This window comes from Paenibacillus sp. SJS-P3, from assembly GCF_056711585.1.
In genome coordinates this window covers 4,382,381-4,407,675 of the sequence record NZ_CM160043.1, presented here as the reverse complement: position 1 = coordinate 4,407,675, position 25,295 = coordinate 4,382,381, and the positions used below count along the sequence as shown (strand labels likewise).

The 25,295-nt window shown below is 60.2% G+C and carries 21 protein-coding genes; 14 read left to right on the top strand and 7 right to left on the bottom strand.

The window, feature by feature from the left end; genetic code table 11:
* Positions 1–186 precede the first annotated feature (186 nt).
* The 5 genes from gap (at position 187) to AC06G8_RS20205 (ending at position 6,271) form a co-directional block, all read left to right on the top strand.
* Positions 187–1,242 (top strand): type I glyceraldehyde-3-phosphate dehydrogenase, encoded by a 1,056-nt coding sequence (gap, locus tag AC06G8_RS20225; RefSeq protein WP_480283708.1) that lies wholly within the window; start codon positions 187–189, stop codon positions 1,240–1,242.
* 27 nt (positions 1,243–1,269) lie between these two features.
* Positions 1,270–1,449: a GapA-binding peptide SR1P gene (locus tag AC06G8_RS20220; protein WP_447662859.1), complete on the top strand. Its 180-nt coding sequence runs from the start codon at positions 1,270–1,272 to the stop codon at positions 1,447–1,449.
* A 4-nt stretch (positions 1,450–1,453) separates the two neighbouring features.
* Positions 1,454–4,201, top strand: a complete 2,748-nt coding sequence (ppdK, locus tag AC06G8_RS20215) for a pyruvate, phosphate dikinase (RefSeq protein WP_480283707.1) — start codon at positions 1,454–1,456, stop codon at positions 4,199–4,201.
* A 556-nt stretch (positions 4,202–4,757) separates the two neighbouring features.
* Positions 4,758–5,426, top strand: a complete 669-nt coding sequence (locus tag AC06G8_RS20210; RefSeq protein WP_447662857.1) for a helix-turn-helix transcriptional regulator — start codon at positions 4,758–4,760, stop codon at positions 5,424–5,426.
* Between the two features lie 47 nt (positions 5,427–5,473).
* Positions 5,474–6,271 (top strand): pyruvate, water dikinase regulatory protein, encoded by a 798-nt coding sequence (locus tag AC06G8_RS20205; RefSeq protein ID WP_480285476.1) that lies wholly within the window; start codon positions 5,474–5,476, stop codon positions 6,269–6,271.
* Between the two features lie 868 nt (positions 6,272–7,139).
* On the opposite strand, the gene AC06G8_RS20200 is transcribed toward AC06G8_RS20205, so the two are convergent.
* Together AC06G8_RS20200 and ilvA are read right to left on the bottom strand one after the other, a co-directional pair.
* Positions 7,140–7,646, bottom strand: a complete 507-nt coding sequence (locus tag AC06G8_RS20200; RefSeq protein ID WP_480283706.1) for a hypothetical protein — start codon at positions 7,644–7,646, stop codon at positions 7,140–7,142.
* A 176-nt stretch (positions 7,647–7,822) separates the two neighbouring features.
* The gene (ilvA, locus tag AC06G8_RS20195; protein ID WP_447662855.1) at positions 7,823–9,133 is read right to left on the bottom strand and encodes a threonine ammonia-lyase IlvA; all 1,311 of its coding nucleotides are present in this window, start codon (positions 9,131–9,133) and stop codon (positions 7,823–7,825) included.
* Positions 9,134–9,469: 336 nt separating this feature from the next.
* Between ilvA and AC06G8_RS20190 the strand changes: the two genes are divergently transcribed.
* From AC06G8_RS20190 to AC06G8_RS20170, 5 genes are all read left to right on the top strand, one after another.
* Positions 9,470–10,009, top strand: coding sequence for a hypothetical protein (locus AC06G8_RS20190; protein WP_480283705.1), 540 nt, complete (start codon positions 9,470–9,472; stop codon positions 10,007–10,009).
* A gap of 419 nt (positions 10,010–10,428) precedes the next feature.
* The gene (locus AC06G8_RS20185; RefSeq protein WP_480283704.1) at positions 10,429–11,208 is read left to right on the top strand and encodes a kanamycin nucleotidyltransferase C-terminal domain-containing protein; all 780 of its coding nucleotides are present in this window, start codon (positions 10,429–10,431) and stop codon (positions 11,206–11,208) included.
* Positions 11,205–11,696 carry an N-acetyltransferase family protein gene (locus AC06G8_RS20180; RefSeq protein ID WP_480283703.1) on the top strand — a complete coding sequence of 164 codons (492 nt, stop codon included), beginning with the start codon at positions 11,205–11,207 and terminating at the stop codon, positions 11,694–11,696. The genes AC06G8_RS20185 and AC06G8_RS20180 overlap by 4 nt, the downstream gene beginning before the upstream one ends.
* 234 nt (positions 11,697–11,930) lie before the next feature.
* Entirely contained in the window at positions 11,931–12,551 is a 621-nt protein-coding gene (locus tag AC06G8_RS20175; RefSeq protein WP_480283702.1) for a deoxynucleoside kinase, read from the top strand.
* Position 12,552: 1 nt separating this feature from the next.
* Positions 12,553–13,188 (top strand): deoxynucleoside kinase, encoded by a 636-nt coding sequence (locus AC06G8_RS20170; RefSeq protein WP_447662850.1) that lies wholly within the window; start codon positions 12,553–12,555, stop codon positions 13,186–13,188.
* Between the two features lie 294 nt (positions 13,189–13,482).
* On the opposite strand, the gene AC06G8_RS20165 is transcribed toward AC06G8_RS20170, so the two are convergent.
* Complete coding sequence (locus AC06G8_RS20165; RefSeq protein ID WP_480283701.1) at positions 13,483–13,866, bottom strand: VOC family protein; 384 nt, start codon at positions 13,864–13,866, stop codon at positions 13,483–13,485.
* A gap of 338 nt (positions 13,867–14,204) precedes the next feature.
* A complete protein-coding gene (gene rsgA, locus AC06G8_RS20160; protein ID WP_480285475.1) occupies positions 14,205–15,371 on the bottom strand; it encodes a ribosome small subunit-dependent GTPase A in 1,167 nt (388 codons plus the stop codon).
* A 704-nt stretch (positions 15,372–16,075) separates the two neighbouring features.
* Between rsgA and AC06G8_RS20155 the strand changes: the two genes are divergently transcribed.
* Both AC06G8_RS20155 and AC06G8_RS20150 read left to right on the top strand, forming a co-directional pair.
* On the top strand, positions 16,076–17,416 hold the full coding sequence (locus tag AC06G8_RS20155) for a serine hydrolase domain-containing protein (RefSeq protein WP_480283700.1): 1,341 nt from the start codon (positions 16,076–16,078) through the stop codon (positions 17,414–17,416).
* 729 nt (positions 17,417–18,145) lie between these two features.
* Entirely contained in the window at positions 18,146–21,169 is a 3,024-nt protein-coding gene (locus tag AC06G8_RS20150) for a glycoside hydrolase family 3 C-terminal domain-containing protein (RefSeq protein WP_480285474.1), read from the top strand.
* A 114-nt stretch (positions 21,170–21,283) separates the two neighbouring features.
* Here AC06G8_RS20150 and AC06G8_RS20145 read toward each other — a convergent pair whose 3' ends face one another.
* Positions 21,284–21,898 carry a TetR/AcrR family transcriptional regulator gene (locus AC06G8_RS20145; protein ID WP_480283699.1) on the bottom strand — a complete coding sequence of 205 codons (615 nt, stop codon included), beginning with the start codon at positions 21,896–21,898 and terminating at the stop codon, positions 21,284–21,286.
* 141 nt (positions 21,899–22,039) lie between these two features.
* Between AC06G8_RS20145 and AC06G8_RS20140 the strand changes: the two genes are divergently transcribed.
* A complete protein-coding gene (locus AC06G8_RS20140; protein ID WP_480283698.1) occupies positions 22,040–22,930 on the top strand; it encodes an ABC transporter ATP-binding protein in 891 nt (296 codons plus the stop codon).
* Positions 22,927–23,739, top strand: coding sequence for an ABC transporter permease subunit (locus AC06G8_RS20135; protein ID WP_480283697.1), 813 nt, complete (start codon positions 22,927–22,929; stop codon positions 23,737–23,739). The genes AC06G8_RS20140 and AC06G8_RS20135 overlap by 4 nt, the downstream gene beginning before the upstream one ends.
* A gap of 157 nt (positions 23,740–23,896) precedes the next feature.
* Here AC06G8_RS20135 and AC06G8_RS20130 read toward each other — a convergent pair whose 3' ends face one another.
* On the bottom strand, positions 23,897–24,187 hold the full coding sequence (locus AC06G8_RS20130; protein ID WP_447662844.1) for a DUF3817 domain-containing protein: 291 nt from the start codon (positions 24,185–24,187) through the stop codon (positions 23,897–23,899).
* 128 nt (positions 24,188–24,315) lie between these two features.
* Entirely contained in the window at positions 24,316–25,230 is a 915-nt protein-coding gene (locus AC06G8_RS20125) for a helix-turn-helix domain-containing protein (RefSeq protein ID WP_480283696.1), read from the bottom strand.
* Positions 25,231–25,295 lie beyond the last annotated feature (65 nt).

The window sequence follows — 25,295 nt, the reverse complement described above, 5'->3', positions numbered from 1 at the left end:
TGTTTTCCGCCTAGAGCATCTGCCTATCAAGCGGCGGCGGCGAGGGATTTTTGCGTATTAAAGAAGCCAGCGGGAAGGACGGCTCTCCATCATCTGCGTCGGATTGAACGCGGCGGGAAGGGCTCTTCATGCCCTATGAGGCGTCATATTTAAATAATAGGCATCATATTTGCAGGAAATGGAGGAATGGGAATGAGAGTTGCGATCAGCGGAACCGGAAGAATCGGCAGGCTGTGCATCAGGCGCCTGATCGACCTGGAGACGGACGGAATCGAGCTCGGGGCAGTCAATACGACCTGCACGGCCGCCACGCTGGCCCATCTCCTGGAATACGACACGGTGCACGGCCGCTGGAAAGCGGATATCGCCGTTGTCAGCGAGCAAGAGCTGCTGATCAATGGCAGCCGGCTGGCGCTCGTATCGGAGAGGGACCCTTCCCGTCTTCCGTGGAGACAGCTGGAGATCGGGCTTGTCATCGACGCCACAGGAGCGTTTGCGGCAAGAGCGATGCTGGATCTCCATCTAAGCGCAGGCGCTTCCAGAGTGCTGCTCACTTCTCCCGGCGAAGCCGATTTGACGGCGGTTATGGGAGTCAACGAGGCGGATTTCAATCCTATGAAGCATCGGATCGTATCCGCCGCCTCCTGCACGACGAACTGCCTGGCGCCTGTGCTGAAAGTTGTTCATGAAGCCTTTGGCGTTCGCGAGGGATGGGCGACTTCCATTCATGCGTTCACGAACGACCAGAACCTTATGGACAATCCGCATCGCGACCTGCGCCGTGCCCGAGCCTGCGGCTCCTCGATCGTGCCGGCCGCGACGGGCATGTCGAAGGCGCTGAAAGAGGTGCTGCCGGAGCTGGCCTCCCGCATTCAGGGCACGGCGGTCCGAGTGCCGGTGGCCGACGTCTCTCTGCTGCAGCTGCAGCTCGGACTGGAGACGAATGCCGGCGAAGAGGCAGTAAAGGCTGTTTTTCGGGATGCAGCCGCAGGCGAGCTGGCCGGCTATGTCGGATACAGCGAGCTGCCGCTTGTGTCGGCAGACTATATCGGCTGCTCCAAGTCGGCCGTCATGGATGGACTCAGCGTGATGGTCCGCGACCGGAGCATCCAGCTCATGGCCTGGTACGACAACGAATGGGGCTATGCCTGCCGTGTCATCGACCTGGCGGCGCTGATCGCCCGAAGCTGCGGCGGGCAGCCGCGCAGCAAGCAAGCTCAAGAAGCCGGCATCACCTGGTAATCCAATTTACGACAGGAGATGGATAGGATGAACGCTCAGCCGAAAGCCGCTTCCGCAGCCCCGCTCGAATACGGATTTGTTTTGTGCAAGCATTGCAATGAAATCATGTATACCCTTCCCACGAACGGAGTCAAAACTTTCTACGGCGTGTGCGAATCCTTGAATTGCCGCGAGCAGGCAGCCGGCCGTCCGGAAGGGAGCGAGTAAAGCGATGGCGATCAAGTATGCCTATTTTTTCGAAGAAGGAAATATCGGGATGAAGGAGCTGCTCGGAGGGAAAGGGGCCAATCTGGCCGAGATGACGGCTGCCGGCGTTCCGGTGCCGCAAGGATTTACGGTGACGACCGAGGCTTGCCGGGATTATTTCCGCCTCGGCGAGCATTTGACCGAAGAAATGTGGGCGCAGATCTCGGATGCCCTCCTTGCGCTGGAAAATAAGATCGGGCAGAAATTCGGGGACCGCATGAATCCCCTGCTCGTATCGGTGCGCTCGGGCGCGGTCGCCTCCATGCCCGGGATGATGGATACGATTCTCAATCTGGGGCTGAGCGACGATACGGTGGAGGCGCTGGCCGAATCGACCGGCAACGAGCGATTCGCGTACGATTGCTACCGCCGGCTGATCCAGATGTTCGGCGAGGTTGTGCTCGGCTTGGACAGCTGGCGCTTCGAGCAGCTGCTGGAGAAGCTGAAGCGGGAGAAAGGCTGCGAGGAGGATCAGCAGCTGGGCGCGGATGCCTGGAAAGAGCTGATTTCCTCCTATAAAGCGTGCATTCAGCAAGAGTCGGGCAGGCCTTTTCCGCAGGATGTGAGGGAGCAGCTGCGAATGGCGGTCGAGGCTGTGTTCCGCTCGTGGAACAATCAGCGGGCCCGGGTCTATCGGCGCATCAATCGGATTTCCGATACGCAAGGTACGGCAGTGACGATACAGAGCATGGTGTTCGGCAACGGGGGAGAGGATTGCGGGACGGGAGTCGTCTTCACCCGCGATCCGTCCACGGGCGACGCCGGCCTGTACGGGGAGTTTCTCGTGAACGCTCAGGGCGAGGATGTCGTCGCCGGCGTGCGGACGCCGCGGCCGATCAGCGAGCTTGCCGCCGCCATGCCGGGCATATATGAGGAGCTCGCCGGCTGGTGCGCCAAGCTGGAGAAGCGCCATGGGGATATGCAGGACATCGAGTTCACCGTCGAACACGGACGCCTCTTCCTGCTCCAGACCCGGACGGGCAAGCGCAATGCCCAGGCTGCTTTGAAGATTGCCGTCGATCTGGTCCGCGAAGGCCGGATTGCCCGAGAGGAAGCGGTGCGCAGGATGGACATCTCTCATCTGGAGCAGCTGCTGCACCGGGGCATCGATGAATCCGCAGGGGTACAGCCGCTGGCCTGCGGATTGCCGGCATCTCCCGGAGCGGCGATCGGGATGGCTGTATTCGATGCAGACCGCGCCGACGCCTGGGTTCGCGAAGGGAAGCCGGTCGTTCTCGTGCGGCCGGAGACGACGCCTGACGATATTCACGGCGTTCTGGCGGCCGAGGGCATTCTGACGAGCCGGGGCGGGATGACAAGCCATGCGGCGGTCGTCGCGCGAGGCATGGGCAAGCCCGCTGTATGCGGCTGCGAGGATATGGCCGTCGATCTGGAGGCCAGGCAGATGAAGGCGGGCGGGCAGATCATTCGGGAAGGGGATTGGATCACTCTCGATGGAGGTACCGGACGCGTCATCGCGGGCAAAGTGCCCCTGCGGGAGCCTGCTGCCACGGAGGAGCTGCTGGAAGTGCTCGGCTGGGCCGACGGAATCCGCAGACTCGCTGTGTACGCCAATGCCGATACGCCGGAGGATGTCCGGACGGCTCGCGGCTTCGGAGCCGAAGGCATCGGGCTGTGCCGAACGGAGCATATGTTTTTCGCCCCCGAGAGACTGAAGGTCATGCAGCGCATGATCGCGGCTGAGACGACGGCGGAGCGGGAGGCGGCTCTTGCCGAGCTGCTGCCGATGCAGCAGCAGGACTTCGAGGCGATATTCGAGGCGATCGACGGCCTTCCATCGACGATTCGCCTGCTGGATCCGCCGCTGCATGAGTTCCTCCCGGGAAAAGAGGAGCTGCAGCGCAAGCTGGAAGCCGATCCGGAGGAGGCGGAGCGCAGCCGGCTGCAGAGGCTGCTGCGCATGTCGGATTCGCTGCGCGAGAGCAACCCGATGCTGGGGCAGCGAGGCTGCCGGCTCGGCATCGTTCATCCGGAAATCTACCGCATGCAGGCGGAAGCCGTCTGTCTGGCTGCCGCCGCCTGCCTCGCGCGCGGCGTGGACGTGAAGGCGGAGATCATGGTGCCGCTCGTCGGGACTGCTGCGGAGCTGAGCCTGCTGCGCGCCGATATCGAAGAGGTCATCGTCCGCTTGCTCACGCCAGAGCAGCGTCAAGCTTGCCCCATTCCCATCGGCACGATGATCGAGGTGCCGCGGGCGGCGCTGACTGCTCGTTCCATCGCGGCTCATGCAGATTTCTTCTCTTTCGGCACGAACGATTTGACACAGATGACCTACGGCTACAGCCGCGACGATGCCGAGGGCAAATTCCTGGCCAACTACGTCGAGCGGCGTCTGCTGCCCCATAATCCATTCCAGGTGCTGGACGCGGAAGGGGTGGGGCAGCTGGTCGCCATGGCCGCAAAAGCAGGGCGGGAAGCTCGTCCTGGGCTCAAGACCGGCATTTGCGGGGAGCATGGGGGAGACCGGGATTCCATCTTTTTCTGCCACTCCATCGGCCTCGATTACGTCAGCTGCTCGCCTTACCGTATTCCGATGGCCCGGATCGCGGCCGCGCAGGCGGCGCTGGCGGCAGAGGAAGCGCAGAAGACGCAGGCTGCGCGAGCCATGGAGTCGGCAGAAGTGCCTGAGTCGGCACCATCTAAGAAAGAGATTCGATCAGCGGAGCCAGCACCGGCCATACAGGCGATATAGATAAGCAGGCAAACAGGCAATAGGTAAAACAAGCAACTCGTAGTAGATAGGCAAACAGGCAAAACAGGTAGTAGAGGCAAACATGCAAACCAGGTAATACTCGTAATAGAGGCAATAGAGGCAAAACAGGTAAAACTCGTAGTAGAGGCAAACAGGCAAAACAGGTAAACCAGGTAAAACAGGTAAACAGGTAAACAGGTAAAACAGGTAAACCAGGTAAACCAGGTAAAACTCGCAATAAAGACATTAGAGGCAGTAGAAGTAATAGGGGCAGTAAAGGCAATAGGGCCATACAAGCAATACAAGCAATACAAGCAAAACGAGCAATACGAGCAATACGAGCAATACGAGCAATACGAGGTCATACAGGCTAACAGCATTATAGGTAAGATAGGTATCTCCATCCGATTAGGCGGCAGAAACAAGACAGCCGGCACAGCCGCGCGAAGCCAGGATGCAGGGTACTTGCTCAAGCCAAGCCAGGCGCTCCCCGTCAGCCAGCCTTCCACGCTCCCGGTGTGAAAAAATATCGGCATCGGTTACAATGAGAAAAGAAATGAAGCGAGCGGAGGGAACGGCGATCAAACTTTCAACCCGGCAACAGAAAATCGTGGAGACGGTGCGCAGGCGCGCTCCGATCACGGGCGAGCAGATCGCAGAGCTGCTCGGGGTCACCCGCCCGGCGATCCGTTCCGACCTGGGACTGCTCGTCATGCTGGGCCATCTTGACGCCAAGCCCAAGGTAGGCTACTTTCTCGGCGAGGCCGAGGAGAGCCTCTCCCGGCCTGGCGCCGCAGCCGACGCTTCGCTGCTGCCGGTCCGCGAGGTGATGGGCGTGCCTGTGGCGCTGCGGGAGACGGCGACCGTGAGCGACGCCGTCGTGACGCTCTTTCTGGAGAACGTAGGGAGCTTGACCGTCATCGATGGATCCGGCTGTCTGGCCGGCATTGTCTCGCGCAAGGATCTGCTCAAGGTTGCCCTGGGCAACCCGCAGGCTTCCGCCATGCCGCTCGGGTTCGTCATGACGAGATATCCCAACCTCGTAACGGTGTCGCCCGACGATACCGTCCGTGACGCCATGGGCAAGATGATTGCTTCCGAGATCGACGGCCTGCCCGTCGTCCAGCCGCATGCGGGCGATTCGGCCGACAAGGTTGAGGTCATCGGGAGAATTACGAAAACAACGGTCACGCGGCTATTCTACGAGGCTTCGTCGAGAGGCTGAAGCCCGGCACGGGCGGTTAGGGGGCAGGATGAAGCTTGGATGATGAAATGAAAACGATCATGGTCGCATCGGATTCGGCCGGAGAGACGGCGGAGGCTGTCGCGCGGGCCGTGATTCGGCAATTCGAGGCGCAGAAGGTCCGGACGGAGCGCTGGGCGAACATCAAGTCGGAGGATGAGGTCCGGGAGCTGATGGAGCGCGCTGCCGCGACCGGCAGCCTCGTCGTGTATACGCTCGTGCTCCCGGAGCTGCGCGAAATGCTTCGCCAGGAGTCCGTCCGGTTGAGCGTGCGCGCGGTGGATGTGATGGGCCCTGCGATGGAAGGGTTCGTGCAGACCTTCGATTCCTTGCCGAAGGGAGAAGCCGGCCTGCACCGGATGGATCAGGCCTACTTCGACCGCGTCGAAGCCGTTGAGTACACGGTCAAAGCCGACGACGGGCAACATATAGCCGGCTGGAACCAGGCTGATCTCATCCTGCTGGGCGTCTCCCGCACCTCCAAAACTCCGCTCGGCATCTATTTGGCGCACAAAGGCTACAAGGTGGCCAACTATCCGCTTGTGCCCGAGGTGAAGCCCCCGGAGGAGCTGTTCGAGCTTCCGCGCAGCGTCTTTGTCGGCCTCACGATGGACCCGGAAAAGCTGATCAATATCCGCATCGAGCGCCTCAAGACGATGGGGCTCCCGTCCAGCGTCAGCTATGCCAGCCTCGAGCGGGTGGCTGAGGAGCTGGAGCATGCCCGCAGCCTGTTCCGCCGGCTCGGCTGCCTCGTCGTCGACGTGACGGACCGGGCAATTGAGGAGACGGCCGGCATCATTCTCGATGCGCGCAAGCATCGGAGCTAGCCTTAAAGCAATGTCGACAAGCCTGATGATGCGGATCCCATTGTAGACGGATTGAGATTCAGCTTGTGGATAGCGGTAAGCCCCCGAAGATAACTTCGGGGGCTTTTTGGCTTTTTGTTCTGCCTGAGTGAGACGGCGGATCTGCAAGCATAAGCCCTTTAAGCGAATAGGACTCGTCAAAACAGAGTGAGATTGCGTTAGGGACTACCATTTAGGAGCAGGAGCAGGATCAGGAGCAGGAGCAGGAGCAGGAACAGAAGCAGGAGCAGGAGCAAGAGCAGGAGCAAGAGTCAGAGCAAAGCCAGAGCTAGAGCTAGAGCCAGATCCAGAGCCAGAACCAGAGCAAGGGAACAAGTTGATCGGACATGAGATCCGTTATTTATCGAATATCGAGGTTATTGGTGGTGGATCGGACATAGGATCCGTTATTTATATGAATCCTATTGTTATAAAGATGTAAAATCCAAAATAGCGGAACGTATGTCCGATAAAGTTGGAAATCGATCCAAATCGCTCGAATAGCGGAACGTATGTCCGATAAGATTTAAACATTCACTCGATTTCCTGGAATGAAGACTGTTTTTGTGCTCGGCATGCATCGGAAACATTAGGTCATTCGGTTAACCAAGAAGGGCCATCCAAATGAGCGAAGGGGGAGAATAAGAGCGGAAAGAAGCCTGGCATGCGTGAATTGGAATCGCCCATCAGGATGATGTTACTGCAGCCGTAGATTCAAGCCTTCGGTTTCCAAGGCGATTCATCAAAGGCCCATGCATTTCAGCATGGTCTGCTTGATTTACGCGTTTATTTGGAAACATGCGATGAAGACCTCTTCTCGCACCGTTTCTTATCTAGCTTAATGATGATTTCAATTCCTTTTGAAACAGAAAGCTGCGAGAGCCGCCATTCGCCTTCGGTTTTTCCAAATCATGTCCAACAGGAGAAGCATGAGGCGATAGAGCAGGGCCGAAGCGGCGAAGATCCAGTAGACTCCATGTGCCTCCTCCCCGACGGCGATGGCCGGAAGCAGCCCGGCTGCAGGATACAGAAGGAGCAGTTCCGAGATGAGCCGTATGGAGGAGGGGAGAGTTCTGGCGCTGAAGCGGCCGATGGCCCAGGAGGCGGGAATGCCGTAGAAGAGATGGAAGGGCAGGGCATAGATGAAGACCAGAACGGCTCCGAATAGCCGCTGCATCCAGGCTCCTTGAATAGAATGGGATTCTGCTGCCCACAGGCCCGCCATGACGATGCCCGTCGCTGCAGCGGACAGAAACGCCGCGCCCAAGCGGAGAAGAAAACTTCTCATCGCGCCGCTCCGCGCTGTGTTCTCTCCAGCAATTCCGGCAGCCGCAGCAGAAGCAGGAAATCTTTTCATGGAATCATCTCCTCGATCAGGTATGGGATGAGTCCAGTGTGCCGCATCCGCCGCCGCTGCGTCAGGCCCTTCTTTTATAGAACCCTCCTCAAGCCCGGGCTTGAAAAGACATCAAAGAAAGCCGAAAAGGCCGCTGCGCAATCGCAGCGGCCTTGCATGTCCGGCCTCAAGCAGGCTCAGATGAGCAGATCGAACAGCACCGGATCCTTGTTGAGCTCCATGAACTGGTAGCCTCTGGCGTTCATCCGGCTGACCAGGCTGCCATAGTCCTCGCGGTTCTTCAGCTCGATGCCGACGAGGGCGGGGCCGTTCTCCTTGTTATGCGTCTTGGTGTACTCGAATCTCACGATGTCGTCGTCCGGTCCGAGCACCTCGTCGAGGAATTCGCGCAGGGCTCCGGCGCGCTGCGGGAAGTTGACGGTGAAATAATGCTTGAGCCCCTCGTACATCAGGGAGCGCTCTTTCATCTCCTGCATCCGGTCGACGTCGTTGTTGCCGCCGCTGATGATGCAGACGACCGTCTTGCCCTCCAGCTCGTCCCGGTACATGTCCAGCGCGGCTACAGGCAGCGCGCCGGCCGGCTCGGCGACGATGGCGTTCTCGTTGTACAGGCTCAGCAGCGTCGTGCAGGCCTTGCCCTCCGGCACGAGCACGACATCGTCGAGCAGGTCGCGGCAGATCGCGAAGGTGAGGTCGCCGATCCGCTTGACGGCGGCTCCGTCGACGAACTTGTCGATGGAGTCGAGCGGCGTGACCTGCCCGCTGCGCAGCGAGGCATCAAGGGAAGGCGCGCCCTTGGGCTCGACGCCGATGATGCGCGTGCGGGGCGAGACCGCCTTGATGTAGGAAGCGACTCCGGCCGCAAGCCCGCCGCCTCCGACGGTGACGAAGATGTAGTCCGGCATCGCCTCGGCCGCATCCATGATTTCCTTGCCGACCGTGCCGTTGCCCGCGATGATGGCCCGGTCGTCGAACGGATGGATGAAGGCGGCTCCGGTGCGGGCGCATTCCTTCATCGCTTCGTCATAGGCGTCGTCGTAGGTGTCGCCGGTCAGCACGATCTCGACCTGGTCGCCGCCGAAGAACTGGACCTGCGTCACCTTTTGGCGGGGAGTCGTGCTGGGCATGTAAATCTTTCCGCGGATGCCGAGCGTCTGACAGGAGTAAGCGACGCCCTGAGCGTGATTGCCCGCGCTGGCGCAGACGACGCCCTTCTCCAGGTCCTGCGGCGGCAGCGTGCGGATGCGGTAGTAGGCCCCGCGGATTTTGAACGAGCGCACGACCTGCAGATCCTCCCGCTTGAGCAGCACGTTGCAGTTGTAACGGCTGGAGAGGACGCGGTTCGGCTGCAGCGGGGTGCGGGTAATGACTTCATTCAGCGTCAGCTGGGCATGCATGATCTCCTCGAGAGGGATGCGTACCGCTTCCTCCTTGGCTTTGCCCGCTTCGGGCAGCGGACCGGGGGACTGGGGCGTGCTGGAATTCATACGCGTTCTCTTCCTTTCCGTTTGGCAAGATGATGGGGGAGGGCTAAAATAAGAAAAAACGTCCCTGTGCGGGACGTGTGTCCTGATCACGTTTGTGCGGCTGCCTGTCCATCCTGGGATCGTCTTGGAGGCGCAGCCCTGCAAGGGAGTGCCGGCCGAGAGCGAAGGCTCTGCCGCCGCTTGCAGCGTCGGCGCGGCTTGGCGGCATTCGATGGGTAGTTTTGTTATACTCCCCGCACGATCCTTTGTCAATGGAAGCCAAGCGGCTGGCAGGACAGGCCGCAGCAGGCCTGCGCAGGATAAAAACGGTTTCGGCCGAACGGAGGTGCATCTGAAATGCGCAAAATCATATGGGGATTCATTGTTTCGCTGCTGGTCGTGGCGCTGCTGGCGGGAGGAGCGGCGATCTGGTACGTCAGGCCGGCGGAGAAGCTGACGCTGGACCACGCTCCGCTTGATTTCAGAAGCAAAGCCGCCGAGATGATCCAATCCGGCAAAGCCGAGGTGTTTCTCTCCCAGGAGGATATCACCAATCTTGTCCGCGCCCAGCTCGCGGAAAACCCGCAGGTCAGGCCGGAGCTGAAGATCGAGGGCGTGCGGATTCAACTGGACGGAGACCGCATGGCTGCGGATATAAGCGCCAAGTACAAAAACCTGCTGACGGTAGGCGCCAAGGCGGGCTACAAGCTGGAATGGAGAAGTCCCGATCTCATCCTTACTCCGCAGTCGCTTTCCATCCGCTCTCTGGAGCTGCCGGAGACGATGCTGGACGAAATCGTCATCCCGGTAGGCAGCCAGCTGCCGCCTCTTGTCGGCATTCGCTCCGTAACGTTCCGGGATCATGGCGCCGCTGTCGGGCTGAAGCTTCAGCTCTAAGCCGCCGAGGCCTATTTCGGTCGTGGGCTTGAATCTGTCCGATTTTTTAAGTCTGCATCGGATGGAGACAACTGTCTTGCTTAACTGTCTTGCTTTTAGCCGTATCGCCATGAATGGCGGTACGGCTTTTTTTGCATGGATGCGATAAGCATGGACAAGATGGCTGACAGAGATCTTCTCACTGGAATCCTCCTTGGCTTTCAAGAATAAATGAAAACGCTTACCAATTTCAGAATACCGAGGCCAGCCTCAGGGCGGCACCCATCAAACTATAGAATGTGCTGCAATAACTATAGAGTGTATGGAGGTTTCAGTCTTGCACAACGGACAAGGGAGAAGGGGGGAGCGAATCTTTTGTCGAATTAGGAAAGAACGCAAGAGGACGATAACAGGGCTGTCCGTTCAAGGAGGTTGAAGCGATGCTGCCTTATCCGGCTGCGACTTCAAGGGAAGATAAATGGAAGTTCATCCATCAGGTGAAAGAAGAGGTCCTGCAGCGGGACGGCGGAAGCATGTTGGCGGTCGGCGTTTACGGCTCGCTGGCCCGTGGGAGCGACGGACCCTATTCGGATATTGAAATCCGGATTTTGACGCCGGACGGCGTCGATCTCCCCGGACAGGAGGAGATCATTCTTCCCTTCAAGCTGGAGATCGGAGCGATGCAGCGATCGGCCTGGCTGCAAGGAGCTTCTTCCGTCGACGACAGCTGGGCGGTCAAGGCGGGCTCCTACGCCGATGTGGTAGCCCTTCACGATCCGGGCCGTCTCTTTGAGGAAGCCAGGCTCGCCGTCGGAAGCGCTCCCGACTCCGCCTTCCGCGAGGTCATGAGGGAGTTCATGGTATGGGAGCCCTATGAGACGATGGGGAAAATCCGCAACGCCGTCTCGACCGGAGACGGGGCGTATGCGCGCCGCGCGGCTTACGATCTCTCCTGGCAGGCGGCCAAGCTGATCGGGCTGGCGAACCGCCGTTATTTCACGACGAGGGCCAGCAGCTTCGAGGAAGCTTCGGCGATGCCCTCGCGTCCGGACGGCTTCCTGGAGCTGGCGGCTATGATCATGGACGGCGACCTGCGGGATGTATTGGAGGTCCATGCCCGCTGCGAGCGGTTGTGGACCGGCTTGAACGAATGGTTCCATACCATGGGCATCGATTACCGATCGGAGACATTCCGGTGGAAGGGGGAGAACGGCTCATGATCATGGCTCCGGTCGAAGAGCGGCATCTGCCGCAAGTGCTCCAGACTTACAACCACTATGTCCTGAATACGACGATCTCGTTCCATACCGAGGCGCTGAGCCTGGAAGAAATGCGCGCCAATGTCATGGGCGGCGATCCGCGCTACCGGACCTATGTCATCGAAGAAGAAGGGGTTTATGCCGGCTACGCCCTGCTGACCCGGCACAAAAACAAGCAGGCCTACGATACGACCGCCGAAATCACGATTTATCTGGACCCGGACCGCCGGGGCAAAGGGACGGGCAGCCGGGCCGTAGCTTCTCTGGAGGAGAAGGCGGCCGAGCTCGGCTTCCATGCGCTGGTGGCGACCGTCTGCACGGAGAACGAGCGCAGCATCGCCCTGTTCGAGCGGCTCGGCTACGAGAAATGCGCGCATTTCAAGCAGGTCGGCCGCAAGTTCGGCCGCTGGCTCGACATTGCGAGCTATCAGAAGATCATCGGATCCTGACGGTTCGCGGCTAGCAGGCGCAGGATGCCATAAGGGCCCGCTCCCAATAGGGGAAGATAGAAGAGCAGCAGGGGATAGGAAGAGGGACTCTGTCTGATTTCTCTTCTACTTGCAGCAGTTGGCAATAATTTTGGGCGGGAAGTGGTTCTCCTGTGGCCTCGCAGCAGATATAATGGGGAAGTCTGTTTTTGTGCATCGACCGTAAGACCGTAATCAAGGGGGATATAAGCAACGATGAAACGCGCACCGTATATAGCCGTCGAAGGCCCGATCGGAGCCGGCAAGACGACGCTCGCCACGATGCTGGCCGGAGAGTGGCAGCTTCCGCTGGTCAAGGAAATCGTGGAGGAGAATCCGTTCCTGGACAAGTTCTATCAGGATATGGACGATTGGAGCTTCCAGCTGGAGATGTTCTTCCTCTGCAACCGCTACAAGCAGCTGGAGGACACCGTCATTCCCCGTCTCGAAGCCGGCGAGCAGGTCATCGCCGATTATCATATCTACAAGAACCTGATCTTCAGCGAGCGTACGCTCAAAGGAATCAAGAAGGACAAGTACCGCCATATCTATCATGTGCTGACCGACGATCTGCCCAAGCCGGACGTCATTCTGTACATCCGGGCCGATCTGGATGTGCTGCTTGCGAGAATCGCCAAGCGGGGCCGTTCGTTCGAGGAGGAGATGTCCTCCGATTATCTGCAGCAGCTGATCGAGGATTACGATACGGCGATGGCTTCCCTGGCGGAGCGCGAGCCGGGTACCGTCATCATTCCGATCGACGGCAATACGGTCGACTTTGTCGCCGACCGCGGGCAGTTCGACGAGATCGTCGCCCGTTTAAAGGAGCACTTATAAAATGAATCCATTCGGCATTCCCGAGAAGTCTGTCATTACCGTTGCCGGCACCGTCGGGGTCGGCAAATCCACTCTGACCTCCGCCCTGGCGAGAAGCCTCGGCTTCCGCACCTCGCTGGAGCAGGTCGATTTCAACCCTTATCTGGACAAGTTCTACCATGACTTCGAGAGATGGAGCTTCCATCTGCAGATCTACTTCCTGGCCGAGCGCTTCAAGGAGCAGAAGAAGATGTTCGAGATGGGCGGCGGTTTCGTGCAGGACCGCTCCATCTACGAGGACACCGGCATCTTCGCCAAGATGCACGCCGATCAAGGCACGATGTCCCCAACGGATTATCAGACTTATACGAGCCTTTACGAGGCGATGGTGATGACGCCGTACTTCCCTCATCCGGATGTGCTGATCTATATCGAAGGCAGCCTTCCGTCCATTCTGGCGCGGATCGCGGAGCGGGGACGGGAGATGGAGATACAGACCGAGGTGTCGTACTGGGAGCATATGCATGCCCGCTACGCCAAGTGGATCGGCGAATTCAACGCCTGTCCGGTGCTTCGGCTGAACATCGACGAGTACGACGTGAACGACGAGGCTTCCACGCAGGAGATCCTGACGCGGGTGGCGAGGATCATCGGCTGACGGAGGCTTGCTGCTGCAAGGCCGTGACAGTCATTACGCGGGTTGAACCCATCCAAGGCTGTGAAATTGGACAGTGGATGACAGTGGATGCATGACGAAAAAGCTGTTCCGAAAGCCGAAGTCCGGCCGAGGAACAGCTTTTTTTGGCTTTCTGCCGATCCGAAGCCGGACCACCCAAAGCCGGTCTCATCGTCAGAGGCCGGGAATGGAGAGCTGGCCGGCAAGCCGTCCAAGCCCGATGCCTGCTCAGGGCCCTGCTCAGAGCCCTGCTAAGAGCCTTGCTCAGATGCCCGCTCAGAGCCCTGCGTTCAGCTCGATCAAATTGCCGGCCGGATCGCGGAGGTAAGCGACCCGATGTCCCCATTCGGGGGTATCATGCGGCTCTTTGACAAAATCGATTTGCTTGCCCCGCAGCTCTCTGTATGCCGCGTCGACGTCGTCCACCTTGATGATGACGGCCATCCGGTCGCTCGCGCACAATTCATGCGTGCGGTCCATCGGCGCCAGCCCGTCGCCGGCGAGCGGCGGTTCCAGCGCGAGGCGGATGTCCCCCGTGAGGAACTCGGCATAAGGAGTATTTTCGGTGCCGTGGAGCACCTGGAGGCCGAGAATGTCCCGGTAGAACAAAAAGCTGTCCCGGACACTGGGCACGAACAAGCGTATATGGGAGATTTTCAATGACATTCCCTCCGCGTGCTTTCATATTCCTGCCTGCATCCGCTTCCGGCTTCAGCTGCGCCAGGCTTCAAGGGGCGGCAAGTACGATCAGAATACCACGACTTCGACGGGACCGTTTCTTACGGATCGCTGCGCTTCAATCCGAGGCATGCCACATGAAGAAACTCGGCTAAGACGGCGTTGCTAGGCGAGCAGCCAACAGCAGCGTCAGGTGTGTACTTTTGGCGAGAGGCAGTACGCAGCGTCAGGCGCTTCAATTGGCGAAAGTCAGTACGCAGCGTCAGGCGCTTCAATTGGCGAAAGTCAGTACGACAGCGTCATTCCTCCCTTGGCGCGGGTCAATCCCAATCGCTGGTCGCCTTCTTGGCGCTGCGGCGCTCCTGCTTGTTGCGCAGCCGGTTCTCGGCGGGCGTGATCGTCTTGCGCGCGGCGGACTGCTCCTTGCGGGCGACGCGGGCGAGCTCGCGTCCAGTTTTCAAATAGTTTTCATACCGTCCGGCATCCAGCGTGCCGTCGGCAAGCGCCGACTTCACGGCGCAGCCCTGCTCGCGCTTGCTATGGGTGCAGTCGGTGTAGCGGCAGCGGGAGGCGAGCTCCTCGATATCGGAGAAGGCGCCTGCATGGCCGTCGGGGGAGCCTTCGCTGTCCCACAGCTGCAGCTCGCGCATGCCGGGGGTATCCATCAGCAGCGCGCCGCCGGGGAGCCGGAACAGCTCGCGGTGAGTCGTCGTATGCCGTCCCCGGTCGTCCCCGCCTCTGACGCCCTGCACGCGCTGCTCCTCGCTGCCGGCCAGCCAGTTGAGCAGCGTGGACTTGCCGACGCCGGAGGAGCCGGCAACCGCGATTGTCGCCCCCGGCCGCATGTACGGCCGGAGCTGCTCCAGGCCTTCATTCTCCTGCGCGCTGACGGCGTGGACCGGCACGCCGGGAGCGGCGTCCTCGACCTGCCGCACCAGATCATCCGGATCGTCGGCGAGATCGGCCTTGGTGAGCAGGACGACCGGCGTCGAGCCGCTTTCCCAGGCCGCCACCAGATACCGCTCGATGCGGCGCAGATTGAAATCGTGGTTCATCGCCGTCGTGAGGAACAGATAGTCCATGTTGGCTGCGACGACCTGTCCGTCCTGCACCTGCCCGGCTTCCTTGCGGATCAGCGCGGAGCTCCGCTCGAGCAGGGCGTGGATGCTGGCGCGGGAGCTGTCGCCGGGCTTCGGCACGGAGGCCAGCACCCAGTCGCCGACAGCGGGGTAGTCGGTCTTGCGGGAAGCGTCGAACGAGTAGCGCCCGGTCACTTCTGCCAGATGCTCGCCGGATTCGGCAGCCAGACGGTACAGATGGGAGAACTGGGCGACGATGCGGGCGGGCTCCAGGCCGGCGATGCCCGTTTGCTCCCGGCTCTTCTCCAGCCGTTCCTGCCAGGAGTCGTTCCAGCCGTAGCTGCGGAGCCCATGGCCTTCGATCGGATCCTTCGTTTCGGTTGGTTCATTCCATTCATTTGGTTTCAGGCTCAAGTCAGATTCCTCATTTCGCAGGGTATAGTCCGTTTCTGTCCAGGTTTTATTCCGGTTGTTCATCTCGTCCGGCTCGTTTGCATTTAAGGTCAAGGCTGGTTCCTCTTTTCGTGGGTTGGATGGAAAAAGCAAAAAGCCCGCAGCGAACATGCGGGCTTGCCTTGTCAGGCATGGCACCGCGGGCCAAGATGGCATGCGGGCCTATAACAGGCCCGCGATCTCTGTGGATCCCGCGGGCATTAAAAAACCGCAGGAGACCAATGGTCTCCTGCGGCGCCGACGATCGGCGCCCGCCTCTGCCATCATGGCAGAAGCGGGCTGCGGATCAGAGTCGGCTTGCTCCGTCAGGGACCGGCGTCGGGACAATCAGCTTGTAAGTCGCATATGCAGTCGTCATTTGACATCGGCCTCCTCTGTTGAAATAAGTGGTTTTAGCATAGCCTTTTTTGGTCATTTTTATCAAGGGCGAGAACAAATAAAGGCGAATAGCACCAGCAGCCTGGCTAAGGCTCTTGCGGCGTCAGACAGTTGTTTCGGAACGGGATGGCCGCAGTCCATTCTCTACCTGTTTTCTACCCGCCATTCTGGCCGGAAACCGTTTAAAATGAAACCAATACGGAAGGGCGTGAATCCATTGGTATGACTCATCGATGTTCCTAACTCTCTATAAAAACCGAATATGAATGGGAGGAATCATCATGAGTCGACATGATTGCGCCATGGAGCGCCTGGACTCTTTGCTGGCCGGCTTTGCGGCGCAGGAGCCGCTGCCCGGACTTGCGGTGGGCATCGTCACCGCAGATGGAGTTTTTGCCCGCGGATACGGAGTCCGCGATGCTGGAACGGGCGAGCCCGTGGACGAGCACACTCTTTTTCACCTGGCATCGGTATCCAAGCCGCTGGTGGCTACGGCCGTCATGCAGCTGGCGGAGCAAGGCCGATTGAATCTGGACGCTCCCGCGAGCGGCTACGTCCCTTACTTCAAGCTCGCCGACGGCCGGGAACGCGAGGTGACGATCCGCGACCTGCTCAGTCATACCTCCGGCATGCCCGACGAGGACGACTTCCAGTGGGACCGGCCGGAGGATGACGAGGGCAGTCTGGAGCGGTATATCCGCGGCCTCGCCGCACGCAGCCTGGAGCGGAATCCCGGGGAGGAGCATGCATACAGCAATATCGGTTTCGAGCTGCTGGGAGACGTCATCGCCAAGGTCAGCGGAATGTCCTTCGAGGCGTACATGCAGGAGCATGTGTTGCGGCCTGCCGGGATGGAAGAAAGCACGTTCCTATTGGCGGAGGTGCCGTCGGCACAGCTGGCCGCCCCGCATATTCTCGGAGCTTCCGAAGGACGCTACGGACCGCAGAAAAGCCGTGTTTTTCCTTATCACCGGGCCCATGGACCGAGCTCGACCTTGTATATGAACGCGGTAGACAGCTGCCGGCTCATGCTGGCTTATCTGAGGCCGGAGCAGGCTGCAGAGGGGAAGAGTCTGCTTGAGGAAGCCAGCCAAGGGGAGATGTGGAGCACCCGGGTCGACATAGGCTATGGAGATTGGATGGATGGAATCGCCCTCGGCTGGTTCACGGGTTCGTACCGCGGACGCAGAGCCGTATCCCATACCGGGCAAGATACCGGCTTCCGCAGTTATCTGGTGCTCTTGCCGGAGGCAGGCTTCGGCGTCACCCTCATGATGAACGACGACTATGTCGGTCTCAAGGTGCTGATGAAAGGCATTCTGGACCTGCTGCTCGGTGAAGGAACAGGCGAAGTCCAGCGCAATCTGGCCCATCATTTGACCGGCATCGCCTTGTCCGGCGGAATCGATGCGGCATGGGACGAGTACCTGAAGATTCTTGATGAAGGATTGGAACGGTATGCCGTCTCGGCCGACGATTTCAGCTATATCGCCTATCCGCTGGAGGAGAACGGGTATGCCGGCGAAGCGCTGAAAGCTCTTGAGCTCGGCCTCCGCCTGTTCCCGGAATCGGAACATCTGCGCGAGCGGCTAAGGGATTCCGTGCAAAAAGTGAACCCGTAAGCAAGAGTACCAAGGCCGCCTGATTCTGGCGGTCTTTTTTCTTTTCTGTAGCGTTCAATATCGCCCGGATCAAAGTGCTGATTGGAGTGGAAACAGAATTTTAATCGGACTGCCGATAGGAATGCCGATCGAGCGCTGTCGGAGCGCCGATCGGAGTGTGCCGATCGAACCGTCGATCGGAGCGCTGATCGGAGTGTGCCGATCGAACCGTCGATCGGAGCGGTGATCGGAGTGTACCGATCGAACTGTCTATCGAACCGCCGATCGAACCCCTAATTGAATCGCTTATCGGACATAGGATCCGCTATTCCGGCGCAAATCGCATTTGGACAGCTGTATCGGACATACGATCCCTTATTTCACAAAATACTATTGCTATAATGATATTAACAACGGAATAGCGGATCGTATGTCCGATAAAGTTTAAATAGGCCAATAATTAGTAGAATAGCGGAACCTATGTCCGATAGCAGAAAAAGGGAGGGATAGAATCCATTCACATTATCGATAAAATCCGGATCGAGCCGCCGTGCAGGCGTTCGATATTGAAGCTGGAAAAGGCACAAGGATGAAGGTAGGTATTCTATCCCTCTCAGCACTAAATCCAACATGAAAACGCCATCAATTTGCGGGGTACCGGAAGCGGCCGTTCGATCTTATGCTAGTCTCAGTCCTCTTTTGCCCGGGAAGGGCAGAGTGAAATCGAGACGAGACAAGGAGCTGCCGACCATGAGCACCGGAACGTACGCGTATCCCTTTCTTAACCCTGGCTTGCCGCTCAAGGAGCGGGCGCAGAGCCTCGTAGCCCTGCTGACGCTAGAGGAGAAGATCTCTCTGATGAGCCAGTATCAGGAAGAGATTCCGCGCCTCGGCATCGCCAAATACAAGCATGGAACCGAGGGGGCGCACGGTATCGCCTGGCTCGGGGAAGCGACCGTGTTCCCGCAGCCGATCGGGCTTGCCGCCACCTGGAATGACGAGCTCATGAAAGAGATCGGACAAGTCATTTCCGAGGAGGCGAGGGTGTATTACGGCCGCGATCCGGAGCGCAACGGCTTGACCATCTGGGCTCCTACGGTCGACATGGAGCGGGACCCGCGCTGGGGACGCACGGAGGAAGCTTATGGAGAGGATCCTTATTTGACGGGCAAGCTGACGGCTGCGCTGGTACGGGGCATGCAGGGAGACGACCCGTTCTACCTGCGGGCTGCGGCGACGCTGAAGCATTTCTACGCCAACAACAACGAGAAGGAGCGCGGCTTCTTCTCCGCGAGCATCGATCCCCGCAACAAGCGGGAGTATTACCTCAAGGCGTTCGAGCCGGCGTTCCGCGAGGGCGGAGCGGTCTCCATGATGACGGCTTACAACAGCGTGAACGGAATACCCTGCAATCTGCTCGAGGACATCAACGGCATCGTTCGGGACGAATGGGGCATGGACGGCTTTGTCGTCAGCGACGCAGGCGACGTGCTCGGCACCGTGAACGATCACGGCTTCCTGGCCTCGTATGCCGAGGCGGTGGCGCAGTCCATCCGCAGCGGCATCGACAGCATCACCGACGACTCCGAGACGGTGCACCGGGCTGTGCGGGACGCGCTGGAGCGAGGGCTGCTGGAGGAGGGCGACCTCGATCGCGCGCTCGTCCATACGTTCTCGGTGCGGATTCGGCTGGGCGAATGGGATGCGGAAAATCCATACGCGGACGTGCCGGAATCGCGGCTGTGCGCTCCGGAGCACGCGGCGCTGGCCCGCCGCGCGGCCAGCGAGTCGGTCGTGCTGCTGCGCAACGAGGCTCCGGGCGGAGCTCCGGCGCTGCTGCGCAACGAGGCTCAAGGCGGAACTCCGGCGGTGCTGTCCAGCGAGGCTCAAGGCGGGACTCCGGAACTTCCGCGCAACGAGGCTCAAGGCGGAGCTCCATTGCTGCCGCTGCCGGCGAAGGGCTCCATCGCGGTCATCGGGCCGCTGGCGGACGAGGCGTTCGTCGATTGGTACAGCGGCACCCCGCCATACCGGGTAACACCGCTGGCGGGCATCCGCGAACGGCTCGGCTCTGCGGGCGAAGCGGACTTTCTAACGGGGAGCGACATCATCCGGCTGCGCAGCCTGTCGAGCGGCCGTTATATCGGTCAAGCCCGGGCTTTGACGGCGGACGCAGGGAGCAGCGAGTCGGCCGAGATCTTCGAGCTGACGGATTGGGGCTGCGGCAATCTCACTCTTCGCGCCCTTTCCAGCGGCCTGCTCGTCACGGAAGGGGAAGAAGGGCTGGAAGCTGCGGCTGCAGAAGCACGCGGCTGGTTCGTGAAGGAAGTATTCTCCGTGAGGGAGGAAGAAGAAGGCGTTCTGCTGCTGACCTGGAACGGCGCGCCGGTCGGCATGGCTGCCGAAGGCAGGCTGATGCCGGTCTCGCAAGAAGGTCCAGAGGCATTCGACGCTGCCGATGCCGCCAACCCTGGTGCAGCCGAGGAGGCAGCAAGGGCCGAGCGCATGAGGCGGCGGCAGAAGCCGTCCGAGCCGGAGCGGTTCGCGATCGAGATCGTGAGCCGCGGTCTGGAGACGGCTGCAGCGGCTGCAGCGGCCGCGGTGGCCGCCGTCGTCGTCGTCGGCAACCAGCCGTTCATCGGGGGCAAGGAGGATGCCGACCGTCCGGGCCTGGCGCTGGCGGAATCCCAGCAAGCGCTCATCCGGGCGGTCGCGGACGCCAATCCGCGGACGGCCGTCGTGCTCGTCAGCAGCTATCCGTTCGCGCTGCAAGGGACGGAGGAAGCCGTTCCTTCAATTCTTCAAGTCTGCCATGCGGGACAGGAGCTCGGAAGCGCGGTGGCTGGGGCTTTGTTCGGGGATTACAGCCCGGCGGGCCGCCTGCCGATGACCTGGTACCGGTCGGAGGAAGGTCTGCCGCCGCTCTTCGATTACGATGTAATCCGACAGGGACGCACGTATCAATACTGGCCGGGCGAGGTGCTGTATCCGTTCGGGCACGGACTGTCCTATTCCGAATTCCGGTACGGCGAGCTGACCGTCGACCGTCGATCGGTCGCTTCCGGAGAGAGTGTCCAAGTCTCGCTTGAGGTAACCAATGCGGGTGAGTCCGAAGCGGACGAGGTCGTCCAGCTGTACGTCAGGGTGGAAGGCTCCCGCGTCAAGCGGCCGCTTCGCAAGCTGGCCGGGTTCAAGCGAGTGACGCTGCAGCCGGGAGAGACGGCGACGGTTCCGTTCGCGCTCGACAGCCGGGAGCTGGAGGTGTGGGACGTGACCCGCAGCCGCTTCGCGCTGGAGCGCGGCAGCTGCGTGCTGATGGCTGGAGCGAGCTCGGCCGATATCCGCTGCACGGCGGAGCTGGGCATCGCCGGGGAAGAGATTCCGCCGCGGAGTCTGAACCTGTGGACCCCGGCCGTCCAATACGATGATTGCGGCGCTATCCGCATCGATGCTTGCACAGACGGCGGAGACAGCGCGGCACCTGCCGGCGGGAGCGGCTGGCTGCTGTACCGCGACTGTCTGCTGCCGGCAGGAGAGGCCGTATTCGTGGCGCATGTCACCGGAGCCGAAGCCGGCATGATCGAGCTTCGCCTGGACGGCCCGCAGGGGCTGCTCGTCGGCCGCTGCCCGGTGCCTCGCACCGGAGGGCCGCAGGCCTGGACGCGAATCGAAGGCCGGGCGGAGCTGCCTGCGCTGCCCTCCGGCATGAAGGATCGGGCTATGGCGATCGTGCTGACAGGCAAGATCGGGTTGTCCCGGTTCCGCTTGGCATAGCTGCAAAGCAAATGAATAAAAAGGCCGTCCAAACTTCACTTGGACGACCTTTTCTTTGACCAGTCATGCTTATAGAAGGCGGGGCCGCCATGTATTTTACAAGCTCTCCGTCATTCAGGCCTTCGCTCCGGCAGAGCCGATCCCGAAGAAGAACAGCTTCACCATCTCCTCGATGAACGTCTCCGCATCGCCGCGCTGCTCGGCATAGGCCAGCACCTCGTCCATGCGGCTGATCCACATTTGCGACCACATCTGCAGGTAGAGAACGATCGTTGAAGTCGATACCTCCGAAGATATTTCGCCCGCTTTCTTGCCGTCTTCGACGAGCTTCACAACCAGCTCCGTGCCTCTGGCCATGTATTCTTCCATGACATAGTGCTCCATCTCCGGATCCTGGCTCCACAGCTTTCTAAGGGTTTCCGTATCGAATGTGCGGTGGGAAGCTTTCTTCTGAAGGAGGATGTACTCGATCTTTTCCTTCAGCGTATGCTCTTCGGCCAGGTAGGCCTCGAAATTCTGTAGCGCGTCCTGCATGAAGGCCCGGAACGCTTCGCGCAAGAGGGCTTCCTTGCTCCCGTAGTAGTTGTAGATCGTGACCTGGGAGACGCCGGCTTTCCGGGCGATGTCGGCGATGCGCAGCCCGGAGGGATCCGACCCGCGGAGAAGCTCCAAGGCCGATCGGACGATTTGCGCTTTTTTTTGAAGAGCTCTCTTTTCGAATCCGTTCATGGCGATCCTCCCGTTCGGAATAATGAAATTATAGCATACTCATAGTTCAAAAGTGTTGACGGATCCCGATTTCAGGAATAGGATAGTTTTGTAATCTAGGTCTTTCCATATTTCATAAATTCGAAGCGGGAGGCGATGTCGATGCTGGCCGTCGAGCATATGTCCAAAACATTTCCCGGAGGGAAGGGCATTTTCGATCTGTCCTTTTCGGTAGCGAAAGGAGAGGCATTCGGCTTTCTCGGCCCGAACGGTTCCGGGAAGTCGACCACGATCCGGCACATCATGGGATTCATGAAGCCGGATCGTGGTTCGGCTTCTGTAGGAGGAAGGGATGCCTGGGCAGGCCGGGGCCGCGTCCAGCGGATGATGGGGTATCTGCCCGGGGAGATCTCGTTTGTCGAAGGGATGACGGGCCGCTCTTTTCTCGACTTCATGGCCGATATGCAGGGCGTCAACGATTCGGGGAGAAGGGAAGAGCTGACTGAACGCTTCCAGTTCGACGAGCGCACGCCGATCCGCAAAATGTCCAAAGGAATGAAGCAGAAGGTCGGCATCGTAGCTGCGTTCATGCACCGGCCGGAGGTTGTCGTTCTCGACGAGCCGACCTCGGGCCTGGACCCGCTCATGCAGAAGGTGTTCATCGACCTGGTGCTGGAGGAGAAAGCGAGAGGAGCCGCCATTCTTATGTCTTCCCACAGCTTCGCGGAAATCGAGCAGACCTGCGACCGGGCCGCGATCATCAAGGACGGCATCCTGCTCGCCGTGAAAAATATCCGAGACCTCCAATCGATGCAGCGCAAGCTGTTCGAGCTTGGCTTCGAGAGCGATGCGGACGCCCGGGCCTTCGCTGAGGAAGCCGGGCCAGGAGCGGAGCTGCTCGGCGGCTGCCGCGTCAGGCTGGCCGTGCAGGGCGGATACGACCGGTTTTTGGCTGCGGCGTCCCGCTATCGGGTCGTCAATATGGAGATCCACAGGCAGAGTCTGGAGGATGTGTTCATGGACTTCTACGACAGGAGGGAGAATGGGCTATGAGCATCGCGCTTTACAGGCATATGATGAAATCACACGGCAAAGGCATGCTCAATTATGCGATCGGCGCGGCCTTCTACATGCTGCTCATATTCTGGCTCTTCCCCTCCTTCGCCAACAGCAGCAAGGCTGTCGAGGGGATGATCGACTCCCTGCCGAAAGGCATGGCCGAGGCTCTCAACCTTAGCGCGGGTTTCGGCACGGTAGAGGCTTTTGTCTCCGGGGAATTCTATGGCCTGCTGCTGGTGCTGATCCTCTCCGTTTACAGTGTCTCGTTCTCGACCCGGCTGATGGCGCGGCTGGTGGACCGCGGATCGATGGCGTACCTGCTGTCCGTTCCGGTCACCCGGGCCCGTGCGGCGGCGACCCAGGCAGCCGTGTTCGTGACGGGATTGCTGGCGATCATGACCGTGGCGACGCTGAGCGGTTTTGCGGGATATGTCCTCTTTATCGGGAATTTGTCCTCTTTCGGCGGCGCGGCTTTCGCGAGGATGAACTTGGCGGCATTCCTGCTGTTTTTCGCAGCCGGAGGCATCTGCTTCCTCATTTCCTCCTCGGCCAACGATGAGAAGCGGGCCGCGGGGCTGTCGGCCGTGCTGACGTTCGGCATGTACAGCTTCGACTTTCTAGGCAAATTGAGCAGCCAGATCGAATGGCTGCGCAAGCTGACGTATTTCTCTCTATACGACCCGAGCGGCGTCATCGCCGGCCGGGGGAATCCCGGCTTGGCTTGGCCGATTTTGGCCGTGATCGGGGCGGTTGCTTTTGCAGCGGCAATCTGGCTCTTCCATCGGCGCGATCTCCCCTTGTAAAGGGGCGGTTGGCGGGGCAGCCTTTCTGCGGGCGCAATCCGAGCAGCATTTGCAGCCAGCCGATTTATGGGCCCGCCATCATCTGAACAAGCCGCTTGCAGGCGCAGCCGGGCTGCGCCGCAAGCGGCTTCTTCGCATTTCTGCGTGGGGGCGGTTGTCAGCCGTCCTTCCGGATGCGCGAGTCCAGCACGAACGTGCCGAAAGGGATGAAGGCGGCTGCGACCGCTCCGGCGACGCGCATCAGCTTCCAGCGGGCGGCGATGACGGCATGCAGCAGGGCGAACATATAGAGGACGAACAGGGCTCCGTGCGCTCCTCCTACGATCGTAACTCCCGCATGCCAGTCTCCCCAATATTTCAGAGGCATGGCGATGAAGAGCAGGATCAGGAAGGAAGAGCCTTCGAGCAGGCTGATGAGACGGAAGCGACCGACGGGATTGGTAAGCATAGAGAGCCTCCTAGGCGGTTTCTTGGACGTAAGTCGTCCCTAGGTAACACGCTCGGAGGGAGGCTTGGTTTCGCTCCAATCGGCAGCAAATGTGACAACTGTGGGTCGGGAGGCATCGCAAGCGCGGCTTACCGCGCCGGATCCCGCCGGCGGCGGAAATCCGACGGCGTGCTTTTCATCGCCGCTTGGAAGCAGCGGATGAAGTAGCTGACGTTGTCGAAGCCGGTCTCCAGCGCGATATCGGCAATCCGGCGGTCCGTCTCCCGGAGCAGCAGCGCGGCCTGCCTGATCCGGTACGCCTTGATGTACCCGATCGGGGTCTGGCCGGTCATGCCGCGGAAAAAGCGGATGAACTGGCCTTCGCTGAGCGGGATGAGCGCGGCAAGCTCCGCGATCCGGATCGGCTGGCCGTAGTGGACCCGGATAAACTCGATGACCCGTTTCAGCCGCTCGACCTTGAGCGCGTCGCCCTCGGGCGGGCGGGCACCTTCGTGACGGATCCGCCGGTCCGCCGCTTCCCCGTCCGCATGCAGGACGGCGAGCATGAGCAGCAGCCGGCCCTTCACCTCGGCTTCGTATCCGGGCCTCTGCTCCCGGCAAGCCTTGCGGATGGCCGCGAGCTCCTCCAGCAGGCTGCTTCCGAGCCCGGAATCGGGCAGCGCGCGGCGGGGGAACGTCGCGGAGCGGTCCCGCAGCGGCTGGATCAGCTTCTCTTCTACGGCATCATAGACAGCCCCGGACAGCAGGGCGGGATCGAATACGAGCGCATAGAAGCTGCAGCCTGCGGAGCCGCTGGCATGCCCGGCATGCAGCTCCCCGGCGTCCACGAACGCAGCCTCGCCGGCCTGGAGCACGAGCGTGTCCACCCCGACCTGGAACCGCACCTCGCCCTCCGCCACATAGAACCATTCCATCTCGTTATGCCAGTGCGCGTCGACGACATGCTCGCCGGGACCGTACCGGTATTCATAGCTTCCGAACAGCCTCCCGGCTCCGTCCCGGACGTTCTCTTCCTTGAATAAGCTCCGGTCGAGCTCTTCCATGTTCCCCGCCCCTTTGAAGGTCATGGGCAAGATATCAGAATCGTGCAATAACATGCGCGATTATA

Excerpts from the sequence above, each read along its gene's own strand:
- AC06G8_RS20210 (WP_447662857.1), top strand. The coding sequence starts at position 4,758 with ATGAAGCGAGCGGAGGGAACGGCGATCAAACTTTCAACCCGGCAACAG.
- AC06G8_RS20170 (WP_447662850.1), top strand. The coding sequence starts at position 12,553 with ATGAATCCATTCGGCATTCCCGAGAAGTCTGTCATTACCGTTGCCGGC.
- AC06G8_RS20130 (WP_447662844.1), bottom strand. The coding sequence starts at position 24,187 with ATGCTTACCAATCCCGTCGGTCGCTTCCGTCTCATCAGCCTGCTCGAA.
- AC06G8_RS20145 (WP_480283699.1), bottom strand. The coding sequence starts at position 21,898 with ATGAACGGATTCGAAAAGAGAGCTCTTCAAAAAAAAGCGCAAATCGTC.
- AC06G8_RS20140 (WP_480283698.1), top strand. The coding sequence starts at position 22,040 with ATGCTGGCCGTCGAGCATATGTCCAAAACATTTCCCGGAGGGAAGGGC.
- AC06G8_RS20220 (WP_447662859.1), top strand. The coding sequence starts at position 1,270 with ATGAACGCTCAGCCGAAAGCCGCTTCCGCAGCCCCGCTCGAATACGGA.
- AC06G8_RS20200 (WP_480283706.1), bottom strand. The coding sequence starts at position 7,646 with ATGAAAAGATTTCCTGCTTCTGCTGCGGCTGCCGGAATTGCTGGAGAG.
- AC06G8_RS20175 (WP_480283702.1), top strand. The coding sequence starts at position 11,931 with ATGAAACGCGCACCGTATATAGCCGTCGAAGGCCCGATCGGAGCCGGC.
- gap (WP_480283708.1), top strand. The coding sequence starts at position 187 with ATGGGAATGAGAGTTGCGATCAGCGGAACCGGAAGAATCGGCAGGCTG.
- AC06G8_RS20125 (WP_480283696.1), bottom strand. The coding sequence starts at position 25,230 with ATGGAAGAGCTCGACCGGAGCTTATTCAAGGAAGAGAACGTCCGGGAC.
- AC06G8_RS20190 (WP_480283705.1), top strand. The coding sequence starts at position 9,470 with ATGCGCAAAATCATATGGGGATTCATTGTTTCGCTGCTGGTCGTGGCG.
- AC06G8_RS20180 (WP_480283703.1), top strand. The coding sequence starts at position 11,205 with ATGATCATGGCTCCGGTCGAAGAGCGGCATCTGCCGCAAGTGCTCCAG.
- ilvA (WP_447662855.1), bottom strand. The coding sequence starts at position 9,133 with ATGAATTCCAGCACGCCCCAGTCCCCCGGTCCGCTGCCCGAAGCGGGC.
- AC06G8_RS20135 (WP_480283697.1), top strand. The coding sequence starts at position 22,927 with ATGAGCATCGCGCTTTACAGGCATATGATGAAATCACACGGCAAAGGC.
- AC06G8_RS20185 (WP_480283704.1), top strand. The coding sequence starts at position 10,429 with ATGCTGCCTTATCCGGCTGCGACTTCAAGGGAAGATAAATGGAAGTTC.
- AC06G8_RS20150 (WP_480285474.1), top strand. The coding sequence starts at position 18,146 with ATGAGCACCGGAACGTACGCGTATCCCTTTCTTAACCCTGGCTTGCCG.
- ppdK (WP_480283707.1), top strand. The coding sequence starts at position 1,454 with ATGGCGATCAAGTATGCCTATTTTTTCGAAGAAGGAAATATCGGGATG.
- AC06G8_RS20205 (WP_480285476.1), top strand. The coding sequence starts at position 5,474 with ATGAAAACGATCATGGTCGCATCGGATTCGGCCGGAGAGACGGCGGAG.
- AC06G8_RS20155 (WP_480283700.1), top strand. The coding sequence starts at position 16,076 with ATGAGTCGACATGATTGCGCCATGGAGCGCCTGGACTCTTTGCTGGCC.